Consider the following 17,493-nt stretch of genomic DNA (forward strand, 5'->3'; position numbering starts at 1 on the left):
AAATATAAAAAAACCCCTTTCGGGGCTTTTTTGAAACTTCAAATCAACAGCTTATTTTGCAGGTGACTCATCAGTTTTTGGTTCGGTATCTGGCTTTTCAGCTGCAGGTTCTTCAGCAGCTTCTTCTGTTGCATTTGCTTCAGGTGTTACCGGTGTACCTTTATCTTGGTCGTCCATTGAATCATCAGCTTGCCAATCGGCAGGTTGACGCACTTCACGGCGATTCATCAAGTCATCAATTTGCTCAGCATCAATAGTTTCATACTTCATCAATGCATCTTTCATTGAATGAAGAATATCCATATTGTCAGTCAAATATTGATTAGCACGCTCATAGTTACTGTCGATTAAGTGTTTAACTTCTTGATCGATCATGCCTGCTGTTTCGTCAGACATATTCTTAGATTTAGCCATACTGCGACCTAAGAACACTTCGCCTTCATCTTCAGCGTACAAAACAGGACCCAACTTCTCAGAGAAGCCCCATTGGGTAACCATGTTACGTGCAATAGACGTAGCATACTTAATATCTTGAGATGCACCAGTTGACACTTTTTCGCCACCATAAATTAGCTCTTCAGCTAAACGGCCGCCATAAGCAACAGAAATTTGGCTTTCAAGTTTACGTCGGCTTTGGCTAATAGCATCAGCTTCCGGCAGGAAGAAAGTCACACCTAATGCACGACCACGAGGAATAATCGTTACCTTATGAACTGGATCGTGCTCAGGCACCAAACAACCCACAATAGCATGACCGGCTTCATGATAAGCCGTCATTTCTTTTTCTTCCTCAGACATCACCATGGTACGGCGTTCTGCACCCATCATGATTTTATCTTTAGCACTTTCGAACTCTTCCATTCCTACTACGCGGCGATTACCACGAGCAGCGAATAAAGCCGCTTCGTTAACTAAGTTAGCTAAGTCAGCACCAGAGAAACCTGGCGTACCACGAGCGATAACACTGGCTTTAACACCGTCACCTAATGGTACTTTACGCATATGTACTTTAAGAATTTGTTCACGACCACGTACGTCTGGCAAGCCAACAACCACTTGACGGTCAAAACGACCAGGACGAAGTAATGCAGCATCTAATACGTCAGGTCTGTTTGTTGCAGCAATGACGATGACACCTTCATTACCTTCAAAACCATCCATTTCAACCAACATTTGGTTCAATGTTTGCTCACGTTCATCGTGACCACCACCAACACCGGCGCCACGTTGACGACCTACAGCATCAATTTCATCGATAAAGATGATACAAGGTGCAGATTTTTTAGCTTGTTCAAACATGTCACGCACACGAGATGCGCCGACACCAACAAACATTTCAACAAAGTCAGATCCTGAAATAGTAAAGAATGGTACTTTAGCTTCACCGGCAATCGCTTTAGCAATCAGAGTTTTACCTGTACCAGGAGGACCCACTAGCAACACACCAGTAGGAATACGACCACCTAACTTTTGGAATCGAGTTGGTTCTTTTAAGTAATCAACTAATTCTTTAACGTCTTCTTTTGCTTCATCACAACCTGCAACATCAGCAAAAGTGGTCTTAATTTGGTCTTCGCTCATCAATTTGGCTTTACTCTTACCAAATGACATAGCGCCTTTACCGCCACCGCCTTGCATTTGACGCATGAAGAAAATCCATACACCGATAAGCAGTAACATTGGGAACCAAGAGATGAATATTTGGGTTAAGAAACTAGATTCTTCAGCTTCCTGCCCTTTCATTGAAATCCCTTTGCGATCAAGATCATTAATTAAATCTTGGTCATACATAGGCATAATTGTGGTGAACTTCTCTCCAGAACGTTTGATTCCTTCAATAGTTCGCTGGTCACTTTTGATTTCAACCGAATTGATATTGCCATTACGGACACTATCTAAAAATACGGAATAGTCCATCTTCTGCGATGACGAAGAAGAGGGGGAGTAACCCTGAAAAACTGACATCAGCACAACGGCGATGACAACCCAGAGAATTAAATTTTTTGCCATGTCACTCAAATTTCTAGACCTCTTGAAGACCCACGATAATTAATCGTTAGACTACTATAACTTGTAACCAGTCGCCACTATATACACTTCACGTGAACGTGGTCGCGATGAATCTGGTTTTCGTGTTTTAACGGTAGTGAAAGCTTGTCGAACTGCTTTCATGTACTCGTCAAAGCCCTCCCCCTGAAAGACTTTTACTGCAAAACTCCCATTAGACGCCAATACTTGATGGCACATATCTAATGCTAATTCTACAAGATACATCGCCCTAGGTTGGTCCACTCCATCTGAACCACTCATGTTTGGCGCCATATCAGAAAGCACTACATCCACTTTATCCTCACCAACACGGTCAAGTAAAGCGTCAAGCACTTTCTCTTCACGGAAATCGCCTTGTAAAAAGTCAACTCCCACAATTGGATCCATTGGTAAAATGTCACACGCGACCAATTTACCTTTTTCACCAACCAATTTAACAGCAATTTGTGACCAGCCGCCAGGCGCAGCACCTAAATCAACAACTGTCATACCTTGTTTAATGAGTTTATCTTTTTGTTGGATTTCTTCCAACTTAAATGCTGCGCGAGAACGTAAACCTCGCTTTTGAGACAATTTAACGTAGTGATCGTCAAAATGTTCTTGCATCCATCGGCTCGAACTAGCCGAACGTTTTTTCGTTGCCATTTAAATTCCGTAACGATTTGGAGTTACATAAAGCTTATATAAGGGTAGAATAGCCGTTTTTCAACAGTAACATTCAAAAAGTTGGTACAAATGAACTTAACAACCAAACAAAAACAGCATTTAAAAGGCCTGGCGCATAACTTAAAGCCAGTAGTGCTGCTTGGTGCTAATGGTTTGACCGAAGGTGTGCTGGCTGAAATTGATAGTGCACTCACTCATCATGAACTAATAAAAGTGAAAGTAGGCTCTTCTGATAGAGAGCTTAAAAATGCTGTCGTTGACGCGATTATTCGCGAAACACAATCAACCAAGATACAGCTTATCGGACACACCTTAGTTATTTTCCGTCAGTCTGCTGAAATGAAAGTTGCCATTCCAAAAGCAAAATAATTTCGTCAAACAACTTAAGGTCTAATGTTCATCTTGCAGTCAATACGATTCAAATATTCATTCTGACCTAAAAAAACCACTGCCATGCAGTGGTTTTTTTATCACTATAAAATATCAATCTTAAGTAGTAATTAATATTGATATCAAATATGACTAGATATATTCAACCGCAGTAATTTCATACTCAGCTGTGCCACCTGGTGTTGTGATAGCAACTTCATCATCAATACTCTTACCAATTAAGCCGCGAGCGATTGGAGAATTAACTGAAATTAAGTTCTCCTTGATGTTTGCTTCATCATCACCAACAATGCGGTAAGTTGACTCAGCATCAGTATCAACATTTAAAATTGTCACAGTTGTACCAAAAATTACCCGTCCGGTATTTGGCATAGCTGTTACATCAATAATTTGGGCATTAGATAATTTGCCTTCAATATCACGAATACGCGCTTCACAAATACCTTGTTCTTCACGTGCTGCGTGGTACTCAGCATTTTCTTTTAAGTCGCCTAATTCACGCGCTTCAGCAATAGCAGAAGTAATACTTGGGCGACGTTCAAATTTTAATTCATCTAATTCTTTGCGAAGCTGCTCAGCTCCAATAATCGTCATAGGGACGGTATTCATAATGTCTTATGTCTCCTTTAAAAACAAAAGCACCCCGTGTCGACGTTTAGTCAACACAGTTAAATCTGGTTAATTCGCATAGCGCACGATCTTTACAACAAAAACGTTTTAATGATGCGGTGTCTTGCGTTGAGGATGCATCTAATGATGATGCTCTAAGCTTACATAAACTTGAGATTACTTACTACTGACTGTCAAAAAATAGTAATAAAAAAGACTGCACGAATGCAGCCTTTTTAATCAAATAAGCAAATAATTAAACAATATTAATTTTTTGCGATTCTTTCATGTAATTCTTGAACTGAACTCACATTATTTCTGTCGTCAGCTGAATGTGCCATACACGTTGCGAAAGCTGCATTCAATGTTGTCGTGTAATTCACTTTGTAACGAAGTGCTCCACGACGAATTTGACGTGAATCTTCAATCGCTTGACGCCCTTCTGTCGTATTAATGATGTAAGTGTATTCACCATTTTTAATACGGTCGAGAATATGCGGACGACCTTCATGTACCTTGTTCACTAGGCGAGGGTTAATACCCGCTTCGCCAAGTACTACTGCGGTACCATGACTAGCATCGATTTCATAACCTAGTGAAATTAGCTTAGCAGCCAGTTCAGCTACACGTGCTTTATCACTGTTACGTACTGAGATTAATGCACGACCTGACTTAGGAACTTCTGAGGTAGCACCAAGTTGCGCTTTAGCGTAGGCTTCAGCGAATGTGTCACCCACACCCATTACTTCACCTGTTGAGCGCATTTCAGGGCCAAGCATTGGGTCAACACCTGGGAACTTGTTAAATGGCAATACCACTTCTTTCACTGAGAAATAAGGAGGGATAACTTCTTTAGTAAAGTTCTGTGATGCTAAGCTTTGACCTGCCATAACACGAGCTGCAATCTTCGCTAATGGAATACCAGTCGCTTTAGACACAAACGGGACAGTACGAGCAGCACGCGGGTTAACTTCAATCATGTAGATTTCGTCATCTTTAACCGCAAACTGAACGTTCATCAAACCAATTACACGTAATTCCATTGCTAATTTAGCAACTTGCTCACGCATACGGTTTTGTACGTCTTCGCTTAAACTGTAAGGTGGCAATGAACAACCTGAGTCACCTGAGTGAACACCCGCTTGTTCAATGTGTTCCATGATAGAACCTACAACCACAATTTCGCCATCACAAACTGCATCAATATCAATTTCAATCGCATTATCTAAGAAGCGATCAAGCAATACTGGAGATGAGTTAGATACGCTAACAGCTTCGTTAAAGTAACGACGTAAGTCTTGCTCGTCATAAACGATTTCCATTGCGCGGCCACCTAGTACATATGATGGACGAACAACTAACGGATAACCGATACGCTCAGCTGAAATAACCGCACCTTCTACTGTCGTAACAGTATCATTTTCAGGTTGCTTCATTTCAAGACGTTGAATCGCTTGTTGGAAGCGTTCTCTGTCTTCTGCGCGGTCGATAGAGTCTGGGCTAGTACCAATAATAGGTACGCCAGCAGCTTCAAGAGCGCGAGCAAGTTTAAGTGGAGTTTGACCACCATATTGAACGATAACGCCTTTTGGCTTTTCAATACGAACAATCTCAAGTACGTCTTCAAACGTAACAGGCTCAAAGTATAAACGGTCAGATGTATCGTAATCAGTTGAAACTGTTTCAGGGTTACAGTTAACCATAATGGTCTCGTAACCGTCTTCACGCAATGCTAGTGCCGCGTGTACACAACAGTAATCAAACTCAATACCTTGACCAATACGGTTAGGACCACCACCAAGAATCATGATTTTATCGCGCGTTGATGGCGCAGCTTCACATTCTTCTTCGTAAGTTGAATACATGTAAGCCGTATCAGTCGCAAATTCTGCAGCACAAGTATCAACACGCTTGTAAACAGGGTGCATACCATAGCTATCACGGATCTTACGAACTTCGGTTTCGCTTACACCTAAGATTTCAGCTAAACGTGAATCAGCAAAACCTTTACGTTTAAGCTTAAGTAAGAATTCTTGATTTAGACCAGACATCCCTACTTCTGAAACTTTAGCTTCTTGAGCAATGAGATCTTCAATTTGAACTAAGAACCAATGGTCAACGTTTGTCAGTCTGAAAATTTCATCACGGCTAAGACCTGCACGGAATGCATCAGCGATGTACCAAATACGATCAGCACCCGGCTCTTTTAATTCATGACGAATTTGCTGCATGCTTTCTGGAAGCGTAATGTCGATAACAGAATCAAAACCATTACGACCGACTTCTAAGCCACGTAATGCTTTTTGCAGTGACTCTTGGAAAGTACGGCCAATCGCCATTACTTCACCTACTGACTTCATTTGAGTCGTCAGACGATCATTGGCACCAGCAAATTTCTCGAAGTTGAAGCGAGGAACTTTAGTCACAACGTAGTCAATAGCAGGCTCGAATGATGCTGGAGTTCGACCACCAGTAATATCATTCATTAGCTCATCTAGAGTAAAGCCAACAGCCAGTTTTGCAGCCACTTTAGCAATTGGGAACCCCGTTGCTTTAGATGCTAATGCAGATGAACGAGATACACGCGGGTTCATCTCGATGATAACCATACGGCCTGTATTTGGACAAATACCAAACTGAACGTTAGAACCACCAGTTTCCACACCAATTTCACGCAGTACTGCTAAAGAAGCATTACGCATTAATTGGTATTCTTTATCTGTTAATGTTTGCGCAGGAGCAACTGTGATTGAATCACCAGTATGTACACCCATTGCATCGAAGTTCTCGATTGCACATACGATAATACAGTTATCGTTGCGGTCACGAACCACTTCCATTTCATACTCTTTCCAACCAATGAGCGATTCATCAATCAATAACTCGCTCGTCGGCGAAAGCTCAAGACCTTGAGAACAAATGTCTTCAAACTCTTCTTTGTTGTATGCGATACCACCGCCACTGCCACCCATGGTGAAAGAAGGACGGATAATACATGGGAAGCCTACTTGCTCTAAAACGCCATGAGCTTCTTCCATTGTATGAGCAATACCAGCACGTGGACATTCAAGACCAATGGCTTTCATTGCAGTATCAAAACGACTACGGTCTTCAGCTTTATCAATTGCGTCAGCTGTTGCACCAATCATTTCAACGTTAAATTCTTTTAGTACGCCTTCAGCTTCAAGTTGAAGAGCACAGTTAAGCGCAGTCTGACCGCCCATGGTAGGCAAAATCGCATCAGGTTTTTCCTTAGCGATAATGTTACGAACCACTTCCCAATGAATCGGCTCGATGTATGTCGCATCAGCCATTTCAGGGTCAGTCATGATCGTTGCAGGGTTAGAGTTAACTAGAATAACTCGGTACCCTTCTTCACGCAGCGCTTTACAGGCTTGCGCGCCAGAATAGTCAAATTCACATGCCTGACCAATTACGATTGGGCCAGCGCCTAGGATTAGAATACTTTTAATATCAGTACGTTTTGGCATTGCTTCTATCTTCTCCGAGTGACCTAACTATTTAGCGTTTTGACGAAATTGCTCAATCAATTCAATGAAATGATCAAACAGCGGTGACGCATCTGTCGGTCCAGGGCTCGCTTCAGGGTGGCCTTGGAAACTAAACGCTGGCTTATCAGTAAGGTGAATACCTTGCAGTGAACCATCAAATAACGACTTATGTGTTACTTTAATGTTCTCTGGTAATGTCGCTTCATCAGCAGCAAAACCGTGGTTTTGGCTGGTGATCATTACATTACCTTTTTCGATATCGCTCACAGGATGGTTTGCACCATGATGACCAAACTTCATCTTCAAGGTTTTAGCCCCTGATGCTAGTGCTAGCAACTGGTGACCAAGACAAATACCAAATACTGGAATATCAGTTTTTAGGATTTCTTGAATAGCAGTAATAGCGTAATCACATGGCTCTGGATCCCCTGGGCCATTTGATAGGAATATCCCATCTGGATTCATCGCTAATACTTCTGCAGCAGAAGTTTGCGCAGGTACTACAGTCACATCACAACCACGGTCAACTAACATACGTAAGATGTTACGTTTGATGCCGTAATCGAAAGCAACCACTTTATATTTAAGTTCTGACTCAGGAGTCTCATCAGGTAAACCGCCAACTAAACGCCAGCTAGCTTTACGCCATTGATAAGTAGACTCGGTAGTGACTTCTTTTGCTAAGTCCATACCTTTTAAACCAGGGAATGCCTTCGCTGCCGCTAATGCTTTAGCTTCGTCGATATCGCCAACCATAATACAGCCGGCTTGCGAACCTTTTTCACGTAAAATACGAGTTAGTTTACGTGTATCAATATCCGCGATACCCACAACATTATTCGATTTTAAGTAATCGCTTAATGATTGTTGGTTACGAAAGTTGCTGGCTAATAGAGGTAAGTCTCGAATGATAAGACCACAAGCATGAACTGAATCAGATTCTGTATCTTCATCATTAGTGCCGGTATTACCAATATGAGGGTAAGTTAAAGTTACGATCTGGCGAGAATATGACGGATCCGTTAAAATCTCTTGATAGCCTGTCATTGAAGTATTAAAAACTACTTCACCAACAGTGAGTCCATCGGCACCAATTGCTGTGCCAGAGAATACGGTTCCATCTTCGAGTACGAGTAAGGCAGACTGTGTCAACGCGACCTCCAAAAAAAAGAGCCAAGCCACTGAAATTATGGCTGTTTTATTTTTACAAACCTACCAATTTACGAAATTTTGGCAAATTCCAGCGATTTTATATGAATTAAGTAAAAGCGTCTATGCTTTGTTATTTTATTTTGGGAACAATTATTCCCCAAAAAAAAACCACCGAAGGTGGTTTTTTTAAAATATTAATTGAGTCCTAACACTTGCTGCATGTCGTATAAGCCTGAATCCTGATCGGATAACCAATAGGCTGCACGCATTGCACCGTTAGCAAATGTCATTCGACTGGTCGCTTTGTGAGTTATTTCAACTCTTTCACCGATATCGGCAAACATCACGGTATGATCGCCAACAATATCACCGGCACGTATAGTAGAAAAGCCAATGGTATTCCTATCTCGTTCACCCGTCATACCTTCACGACCATAAACAGCGCACTCTTCAAGATCTCGGCCGAGGGTATCAGCAATCACTTCACCCATTTTTAATGCCGTACCAGATGGCGCATCTTTCTTGTAACGATGATGGCCTTCAGTAATCTCAATATCTGTGTAATCGCCCATGACTTTAGCAGTCAACTCTAATAGCTTTAGGGTTAAGTTAACGCCAACAGACATATTAGGAGCAAACACAACAGGTGTCAGTTCAGCAAATGCATTAATCATCTCTTTTTGAGCATGATTAAAACCTGTTGTACCAATCACAATCGCCTTATTATTTTTTGAACACCAATCAAGATGAACAAGCGACGATTCTGGAGAGGTAAAATCAATTAATACATCAAAGTGTTCTGATGCAATATCTAATGAATCTGTAATCGCGACATTCATAGTGCCAACGCCAGCAAGCTCACCCGCATCTACACCAATAAGGGTAGAACCAGTTCGCTCAACAGCTGCACCTAAATAAATCATTTCATGTTGCTTAGCAGCTTCAATCAATGTGCGACCCATTCGGCCACTGGCACCAACAACAGCGATTCTTACTTTTGCAGTCATGTCTTTCTCCCAGTGATACAAAAACGCCTAAGTTAGACTTAGGCGTTAATCATTAAACGATTTCTAATAATTCTACTTCAAACACTAACGCCGAGAATGGCGGGATTGAAGCACCAGCACCACGTTCGCCATAAGCTAAGTGTTGTGGAACGAATAATTTAAGCTTAGTACCAACTGGCATTAGTTGTAATGCTTCAGTCCAACCAGCGATAACACCAGAAACAGGGAATTCAGCCGGCTCGCCACGAGCTACAGAGCTATCGAATACTTCACCGTTGATGAAAGTACCGTGGTAGTGAGCACGAATAGTTGAATCAAGTGTTGGCTTTTCGCCTTCGCCTTGTGCAATAACTTCGTATTGAAGACCAGAATCAGTAACTGTAATACCTTCACGCTTAGCATTTTCAGCTAAGAAGTTTTCGCCTTCAGCAGAAGCTGCTGCAGCAGCTTCTTCTTGAGCAGCTTGTAAACGACGGCTGATTTCAGTGAAAGCCACTTGTAAGTCTTCCATTGCAACAGCGCTTTCTTTACCTGCAAACGCATCCGCTAGACCAGCTTGTACTGCAGGGATATCGATACCTTCGAAAGAGTTAGCAGCTAGTTGCTCACCCATTTGACGACCTACACCGTAACTTGCTTGCTGTTCCATTGTGTTGAACTCTGACATAACTTATTTACTCTCAATTCATCAGTTAAAATTTGCGGGGCAGTTTAGCACACTTTAAAGCGTGATGGGCGCTAATCTGCGGTGATATTGACTATTTTTCATTAGCCATTTTTACATTGTGTCAGTGACTGTTTTTTTGCAGACTCATATAAAGGGGCTGTCTTCGCCTGCAGCGCTTTTAAATCAGAAATACGAGTCGAATGCGATGGATGAGTAGAGAACAACTCAGGTCCTTGTTCGCCGCCAGCTTTCGCCATGTTTTGCCATAATGTCACGCTCATTGCAGGGTTAAAACCCGCTTTTGCCATTAACTCTAAACCTAACTCATCAGCTTCACTTTCTTGGTCTCGGCCAAAAGGCAGTAAAATCCCTACCTGAGTACCAAGGCCTAAACCTGCCATATACAAATCTTTATTAGAAACGCCGCCAGCGCCTAGTGCCACATCAGCCAGTTGCATGCCAGTGTTGGTCATTTGAGCCCGTGACACTTGCTCGTTACCATGCCTTGCTAATACATGCGCGACTTCATGGCCAATAACAGTAGCAAGCTGGTCAGGATCATTTGCCACTTCTAACAAGCCGGTATAGACCCCAATGTGACCACCTGGCAGTGCAAATGCATTCACCTGCTCAGAATCAAACAACACAACTTCCCACTGTAAGGATTGATCTGGTAGTACTGCTGTAATGCGGTTAGCTACACAGTTCACATAGGTTGTTTTTTGCTTATCATTACTGATTTTTTGTTCTTTCTTCATCGCAGTAAATGATTGCGCCCCCATTTCAGTCATTTGATTTTTATCAAATAACAACACTTGGCTTCGGCCTGTAGGTGACTTTGTCGTTGCACAACCTGCCAATAACACTGGGATCATTAATGTCAGCGCTAATTTCTTCATTTTACATCCCTTTAAATAATGACTTGTTAACGGAATAACTCTACCTATTTACAATATTTTAAACCGTTTCAGTTATTCAATACAATGAAACAGATGACTTGATTAAGGTGAGTTTGTGAATACAGAATCAGCGAGTGCTACGCTTTTTAGTAAAGTCACGACTGCTGCGTTTTTTGGCCGTTCGTCTATTTGCCTGCTTATCTTTAGCAGGGCGTGTGCTATTGGGATCCACCTGTTTATCAGTAACAGGGTAACCTTCTAACTCACTCAGAGGTAATGCCTGAGTCGTGAGTTCCCTAATGGCTGCTAACCTTTGCATTTCTGCATGGCTGATAAACGAGATTGCTTTACCACTTAATCCAGCGCGAGCAGTTCGGCCAATACGATGAACATACACTGAAGCCTGCTCAGGTAATTCAAAGTTAATCACTACCGGTAATGCTTCAATATGGATCCCACGTGCTAATACATCGGTCGCGACTAATGCAGTTAATTGCTTGGCTTTGAATATTTCAAGGATCTGACTGCGCTGAGCTTGCTCTTTGTTACTATGTAACGATGCAGCATTTATTTTCGCTTTTAGCAGTTTTTTACATAAGGCATCCGCATCGTCTTTGGCATTTACGAACACGATTACCTGAGCCCAATCGTTATGCTTAATCAGTTCAATTATCGCTTTCGCTTTGCTGCCTTTATTGATGTGATAAATCGTTTGAGTGATATCTTCAACTATGGTGTTGACCACATCAGCCTCTACACGAACTGACTTATTGCTCAATATTTGCTGAGTTAATACATTTAATTCATCAGGCATGGTTGCGGAAAATAACAATGTTTGCCTTTTTGGCATCTGAGCAATAAGTGCCTTAATATCTGCGATAAAACCCATTTCTAAAAGTCGGTCGGCTTCATCTAAAACCAAATACTTTAAATCATCAAACTGCACTACACCTTGCGTGACCAAGGCAAGTAATCTACCGGGTGTTGCCACAATGACATCGGCATTAGTTGATAAACGCTCTTTTTGCAGTTCAATGTCTTCTCCGCCACATACAAGCTCAACCCGAACATTTATCACTGCTGAAACTTGCGATAATCCATCAGCAACTTGCTTAGCCAGTTCCCTCGTCGGCACGATAATGACGGCAGATAACCCCATTGACTGATTTTGATTAATACTGTGCAAAATGGGTAAGCCAAAAGCATAGGTCTTCCCGCTACCGGTTTGTGCCAGCGCTATGACATCTCGTCCATTTAACACTTCGGGAATCGCTTTTCTTTGTACTTCAGTTGGTTTAACGACTGAAGCAGGCAAAGCACCTACTAGCATTGGGTTAAGCAAAAACGACGAAAACGACATGCAATTTGCACCTAATTGAAGGGATTTAATATGGAGAACTGTTTTGCAATAGTATTCAGTAGAATGATTTTTTTGCAATAAAAAAGGCTGTTTACTTAGTGTAAGCAGCCTTTATATGTGCCAGAAGTTATCAATGTGTCGATAACTTAGACCTTTTCGACGATTAGCTATTTAAATCGTGAAAGAATTTTTTAACGCCATCGAAGAAACCTTCAGCCTTAGGGCTATGCTTCTTAGATTGACCAGTCAGTGTCGCTTCAAATTCGCGTAATAACTCTTTTTGCTTGTCGTTTAGGTTAACCGGAGTTTCCATAACAACCTTACAAAGCAAATCACCTACAGCATGACTGCGAACTGATTTAACCCCTTTGCCACGCATACGGAACATACGTCCAGTTTGTGTTTCAGCAGGAATTTTCAGGTTCACTTTACCATCAAGTGTTGGTACTTCGATTTCACCACCAAGTGCAGCTTTGCTGAACGAGATAGGTACTTCGCAGTACAGGTTATTACCGTCACGAGTAAAGATGGCGTGTTCACGAACGCTGACTTGAACATATAAATCACCAGGAGGTGCGCCAAATTCACCAGCTTCACCTTCACCAGATAAGCGAATACGGTCACCCGTATCAACACCAGCAGGAATTTTAACTGATAATGTTTTGCTCTTCTCAACGCGACCTTCACCATGACATTTGTTACATGGATCTTTAATGATCTTACCGCGGCCATGACAAGTCGGACAGGCTTGTTGAACAGCAAAGAAGCCTTGACGCATCTGTACCTGGCCTTGACCATGACAGGTGCCACAAGTAGTTGCTGAAGTGCCCTTCTTAGCGCCACTTCCATCACAGGTATCACAAGCTGCTAGTGTTGGAATGCGTAACTCTTTTGATAAGCCACGAACAGCTTCTTCAAGCGATAACTCAAGGTTGTAACGTAAGTCACTACCACGAGCCGCTTGACGTTGCCCACCGCCACGACGTCCACCGCCAAAAATATCACCGAACACGTCACCGAAGATATCACCGAAATCGCCAGCGCCACCATGACCACCGCCGCCACGGTTAGGATCAACACCAGCATGACCAAATTGATCATAAGCTGCTTTTTTATTGGGATCCGTTAGAATTTCGTAAGCTTCTTTAACTTCTTTAAAGCTTGCTTCAGCTTCTTGATCACCAGGGTTGCGATCCGGGTGAAACTTCATCGCCAAACGTTTATAGGCTTTTTTGACTTCTCGTTCACTAGCGTCACGACCGACACCAAGAACTTCGTAATAATCTCGCTTTGACATAATCTCAGTTTTCTCAAGCAGGTATTGTACGAACGGGCGTTAGAGATTTCTCTCAACGCCCGCCTGAAAGTTAACTAACTATTTAGCTTACTTTTTGTCGTCTTTTACTTCTTCAAACTCAGCATCAACAACGTCATCTTCAGGCTTAGCTTCTTGAGCATCTTGTGCTGGAGCTTCACCTTGTTGTGCTTGTGCATTAGCTTGAGCAATTTCCATTAATTTAGCTGACGCTTCCATTAATGCTTGAGTTGCTTTATCAATTGCTTCTTTGTCGTTACCTTTAGTAGCAGTATCAACTTCAGCCATTGCAGCTTCAATCTTCTCTTTTTCTTCAGCAGGTAATGCTTCGCCAGCTTCTTCGATTTGCTTCTTAGTCGCGTGAACCATGCCATCAGCTTGGTTACGAGCTTGAACTAGCTCTTCGAATTTAGCATCTTCATCAGCATGAGCTTCAGCATCACGTACCATTTGCTCTACTTCTTCGTCGCTTAGACCAGAGTTAGCTTTAATAGTGATGTTTTGCGCTTTACCTGTTTTCTTATCAGTTGCTGATACGTTTAAGATACCATCGGCATCGATATCAAATGCAACTTCAATTTGAGGTTGGCCACGTGGAGCAGGCTCAATACCTTCAAGGTTGAACTGACCTAAAGACTTATTGTAGCTCGCTTGCTTACGCTCACCTTGAAGTACGTGAATAGTCACAGCACTTTGGTTGTCGTCAGCAGTTGAGAAAACTTGCTGTGCTTTAGTAGGGATAGTAGTGTTTTTCTCGATTAGACGAGTCATCACGCTACCCATAGTTTCGATACCGAAAGAAAGCGGTGTTACGTCAAGTAACAATACATCTTTAACGTCACCAGAAAGTACGCCTGCTTGAATTGCCGCGCCTACCGCTACAGCTTCATCAGGGTTAACGTCTTTACGTGGCTCTTTACCGAAGAAATCAGTTACTGCAGCCTGTACTTTAGGCATACGAGTTTGACCACCAACAAGAATAACTTCGTTGATATCAGAAACTGATAAGTCAGCATCAGCTAGAGCAACTTTTAGTGGCTCTAAAGAACGTTGAATTAAGTCATCTACTAAAGACTCTAACTTAGCACGAGTGATTTTAACCACTAAATGCTTAGGACCTGTTGCATCTGCAGTGATGTAAGGCAGGTTAACTTCAGTTTGAGTTGTGCTTGAAAGTTCAATTTTCGCTTTTTCTGCAGCTTCTTTAACACGTTGCATTGCTAGCGGGTCGTTACGTAGGTCTAGACCTTGCTCTTTTTTGAACTCATCAGCTAAATAGTTGATTAGACGGTTATCGAAATCTTCACCACCTAAGTGAGTGTCGCCGTTAGTCGCCAGTACTTCGAAAGTTTGGTCGCCATCGTTGCTATCGATTTCAATGATAGAGATATCGAAAGTACCACCACCTAAATCGTAAACAGCAACAACATTGTCGCCTTGCTTCTTATCGATACCGTAAGCTAATGCTGCAGCTGTTGGTTCGTTGATGATACGTTTAACATCAAGACCAGCAATACGACCAGCATCTTTAGTTGCTTGACGTTGTGAATCGTTAAAGTAAGCAGGAACAGTAATAACTGCTTCAGTTACTTCTTCACCTAAAAAGTCTTCTGCAGTTTTTTTCATCTTTTTCAAGATTTCAGCAGAAACTTGTGGTGGAGCCATTTTCTTACCGTGTGCTTCAACCCATGCATCACCATTGTCAGTACCAATGATTTTGAAAGGCATGATGTCAACATCACGTTGAACTTCGTCATCTTTAAAACGACGACCGATTAAACGCTTAATCGCGAAGAAAGTGTTAGTTGGGTTGGTAACCGCTTGACGTTTAGCTGGTGAACCCACCAATGTTTCATCTTCAGTGTATGCGATGATAGATGATGTAGTACGTTCGCCTTCAGCGTTCTCAATTACGCGAGCTTTGTCGCCATCAAGGACAGCAACACAAGAGTTTGTTGTGCCTAAGTCAATACCAATAATTTTGCCCATGAGGATCTCCGAAATATAAAATTTTAGTGTTTCTAAATTTGCTTATGGTTGTTGATATGGGGTCAGGATTTGTAATTTCAAGTCCTAATTTTTTGCCTCTCATATCAGCCTTACTGCATATATTGGGACAGCGATCAGAATTACAAGGGCTAGATCGTAAATTTATTTAAAATATCTTGAGCAAATAGAAATTAAATAGTGCACTCATATTGCATATTGCATACAATCTTGAAAAATATCTCACCTGCTTATTATTCTCAAATAGGAAAGACATTGTCGAACACTACTCTTGCTTACATTTATGGCCTTTTGGCCGTATTACTGTGGTCGACTGTCGCGACTGCATTTAAAATTGCACTAGGTTATTTCACCCCACTGCAACTGGTTTTTGTGGCAGTCATTACCTCTATTTTTGCGTTAAGTATGATCGTAATAGCCCAAGGTCATTTTGGTTTAATCGCTAAACAATTTATCAAACAACCGCTATTTTATTTATTCACTGGTCTATTGAATCCATTTTTATATTATTACGTTTTATTTGAAGCCTATGACTTGTTGCCCGCCCAGCAAGCATTGTCACTTAATTACACTTGGGCAATATTACTGCCAATTTTAGCGGTGCCTTTACTAGGCCATAAACAGACTAAAGTCGATGTAATGGCGGCATTTATTGCTTATAGCGGCGTTTACGTTATTGCTAGCAGTGGTAATCTCACCAGTTTTAATTTTGATAGCCCTACAGGCATCGCTTTTGTATTAAGCAGTACGGTGATCTGGTGTTTGTATTGGGTGATTAATACTAAAGATGATGGCGATGCGATTGTCAGTCTATTACTGAGTTTTCTCATTGGCTTACCATTTGTTACAGCTGCAATGATGCTGCATCAACCCATTGAAGCAATAAGCTGGTCAGCACTGGCAGCTGGTATGTATGTTGGGCTTTTTGAAATGGGCTTAACTTTCGTACTATGGTTAATGGCACTAAAAACCACCAATAAAACTTCGAATATCACCACACTGGTATTCTTAACGCCGGTATTATCTGTTGCTTTAATTTCAGTGATATTAAAAGAGCAAATCACCGTAAGTACATACATAGGATTATGTTTCATTCTAACAGGGCTAATACTGCAAAAAGCATTACCAAAATTAATTCAAAAACCTATGCCTATGCTAGTACATAAGCTTATGTCTAAAGTTAAACAATAGAATCAGTCGACTATTTAAAAATAAATACGCGAGATAGTTCTATCAGTACAGTAGCTAATTGGTAACTTTCAGTGTTATGTACTTAACGATATTTAGTAACTGATCTTATTAATACCTGACTATATTTAGTACTAACCTTAATAAGCTGGTTGTCAGCTAGCTTATTAGTTGTTATTAATATGTTACATGTAAATAATGGAGATATTGGCAATGGGAATGCCGCGGTGGAATTTTAGTGACACTGTCGAAACAAGGATCCGTATTACCAGTTTATTAATAACGGTATGCATCATGGTATTTGAGTATTGTTATGGTGATAGCTCAACTCAATACCCTGCTATGTATATCTGCGTTTTTATTTTTCCTGCTGTCTATTTTACTAACCGCATTCAATCTAAATACTTTCCATTCATGAAAGAGTATGTGCAAGCTACTCGTATTGCCGCGATCATCATGACATTAAGCAGTTTTGGAGTTTGGTGTTATGCCACCTATTTACGTTTAACAATTCCAGCCATGCCGAGCCACCTTATTTATACTCAATAGTCCGTCGTAAAGTAACCAAGATAGGCAAAACCTTGCCTGCTATTTCCACCCCTTAAACCGTAAAAGAAAAAAGCACCGAAGTGCTTTTTATTGTGACAGCTTTGAGTCAGGTGCTATACGAGC

The 17,493-nt window shown here is 41.5% G+C and carries 14 protein-coding genes; 3 read left to right on the forward strand and 11 right to left on the reverse strand.

Annotation, left to right across the window (positions count from 1 at the left end):
- Positions 1–51: 51 nt before the first annotated feature.
- Complete coding sequence (ftsH, locus tag QPX86_RS15815) at positions 52–2,010, reverse strand: ATP-dependent zinc metalloprotease FtsH (RefSeq protein ID WP_285163170.1); 1,959 nt, start codon at positions 2,008–2,010, stop codon at positions 52–54.
- 54 nt (positions 2,011–2,064) lie between these two features.
- Positions 2,065–2,694: a 23S rRNA (uridine(2552)-2'-O)-methyltransferase RlmE gene (gene rlmE / locus QPX86_RS15820; protein WP_220751728.1), complete on the reverse strand. Its 630-nt coding sequence runs from the start codon at positions 2,692–2,694 to the stop codon at positions 2,065–2,067.
- A gap of 90 nt (positions 2,695–2,784) precedes the next feature.
- Between rlmE and yhbY the strand changes: the two genes are divergently transcribed.
- Entirely contained in the window at positions 2,785–3,084 is a 300-nt protein-coding gene (yhbY, locus tag QPX86_RS15825) for a ribosome assembly RNA-binding protein YhbY (protein WP_055023703.1), read from the forward strand.
- Positions 3,085–3,237: 153 nt separating this feature from the next.
- Here the strand turns inward: yhbY and greA are convergent, their stop codons facing one another.
- The 9 genes from greA to dnaK form a co-directional block, all read right to left on the reverse strand.
- On the reverse strand, positions 3,238–3,714 hold the full coding sequence (gene greA / locus QPX86_RS15830) for a transcription elongation factor GreA (protein ID WP_220751730.1): 477 nt from the start codon (positions 3,712–3,714) through the stop codon (positions 3,238–3,240).
- Between the two features lie 266 nt (positions 3,715–3,980).
- Positions 3,981–7,205: a carbamoyl-phosphate synthase large subunit gene (gene carB, locus QPX86_RS15835; protein ID WP_220751732.1), complete on the reverse strand. Its 3,225-nt coding sequence runs from the start codon at positions 7,203–7,205 to the stop codon at positions 3,981–3,983.
- A gap of 27 nt (positions 7,206–7,232) precedes the next feature.
- Positions 7,233–8,390: a glutamine-hydrolyzing carbamoyl-phosphate synthase small subunit gene (gene carA, locus QPX86_RS15840; RefSeq protein ID WP_220751733.1), complete on the reverse strand. Its 1,158-nt coding sequence runs from the start codon at positions 8,388–8,390 to the stop codon at positions 7,233–7,235.
- A 182-nt stretch (positions 8,391–8,572) separates the two neighbouring features.
- Positions 8,573–9,385: a 4-hydroxy-tetrahydrodipicolinate reductase gene (gene dapB / locus QPX86_RS15845; RefSeq protein ID WP_220751735.1), complete on the reverse strand. Its 813-nt coding sequence runs from the start codon at positions 9,383–9,385 to the stop codon at positions 8,573–8,575.
- 52 nt (positions 9,386–9,437) lie between these two features.
- Complete coding sequence (locus QPX86_RS15850) at positions 9,438–10,052, reverse strand: FKBP-type peptidyl-prolyl cis-trans isomerase (protein WP_153916385.1); 615 nt, start codon at positions 10,050–10,052, stop codon at positions 9,438–9,440.
- 101 nt (positions 10,053–10,153) lie between these two features.
- The gene (locus QPX86_RS15855; RefSeq protein ID WP_285163171.1) at positions 10,154–10,951 is read right to left on the reverse strand and encodes a M48 family metallopeptidase; all 798 of its coding nucleotides are present in this window, start codon (positions 10,949–10,951) and stop codon (positions 10,154–10,156) included.
- Between the two features lie 127 nt (positions 10,952–11,078).
- The gene (locus tag QPX86_RS15860) at positions 11,079–12,311 is read right to left on the reverse strand and encodes a DEAD/DEAH box helicase (RefSeq protein ID WP_285163172.1); all 1,233 of its coding nucleotides are present in this window, start codon (positions 12,309–12,311) and stop codon (positions 11,079–11,081) included.
- A gap of 163 nt (positions 12,312–12,474) precedes the next feature.
- A complete protein-coding gene (gene dnaJ / locus QPX86_RS15865) occupies positions 12,475–13,608 on the reverse strand; it encodes a molecular chaperone DnaJ (RefSeq protein WP_220751741.1) in 1,134 nt (377 codons plus the stop codon).
- An 87-nt stretch (positions 13,609–13,695) separates the two neighbouring features.
- Entirely contained in the window at positions 13,696–15,615 is a 1,920-nt protein-coding gene (gene dnaK, locus QPX86_RS15870; RefSeq protein ID WP_220751743.1) for a molecular chaperone DnaK, read from the reverse strand.
- 273 nt (positions 15,616–15,888) lie between these two features.
- On the opposite strand from dnaK, the gene QPX86_RS15875 reads away from it, so the two are divergent.
- Complete coding sequence (locus QPX86_RS15875) at positions 15,889–16,824, forward strand: DMT family transporter (RefSeq protein ID WP_285163173.1); 936 nt, start codon at positions 15,889–15,891, stop codon at positions 16,822–16,824.
- 216 nt (positions 16,825–17,040) lie between these two features.
- On the forward strand, positions 17,041–17,370 hold the full coding sequence (locus tag QPX86_RS15880) for a hypothetical protein (protein WP_259651193.1): 330 nt from the start codon (positions 17,041–17,043) through the stop codon (positions 17,368–17,370).
- Positions 17,371–17,493 lie beyond the last annotated feature (123 nt).

The sequence above is a fragment of the Shewanella goraebulensis genome, assembly GCF_030252245.1.
In the GTDB taxonomy this organism is placed as follows: Bacteria; Pseudomonadota; Gammaproteobacteria; order Enterobacterales; family Shewanellaceae; genus Shewanella; species Shewanella goraebulensis.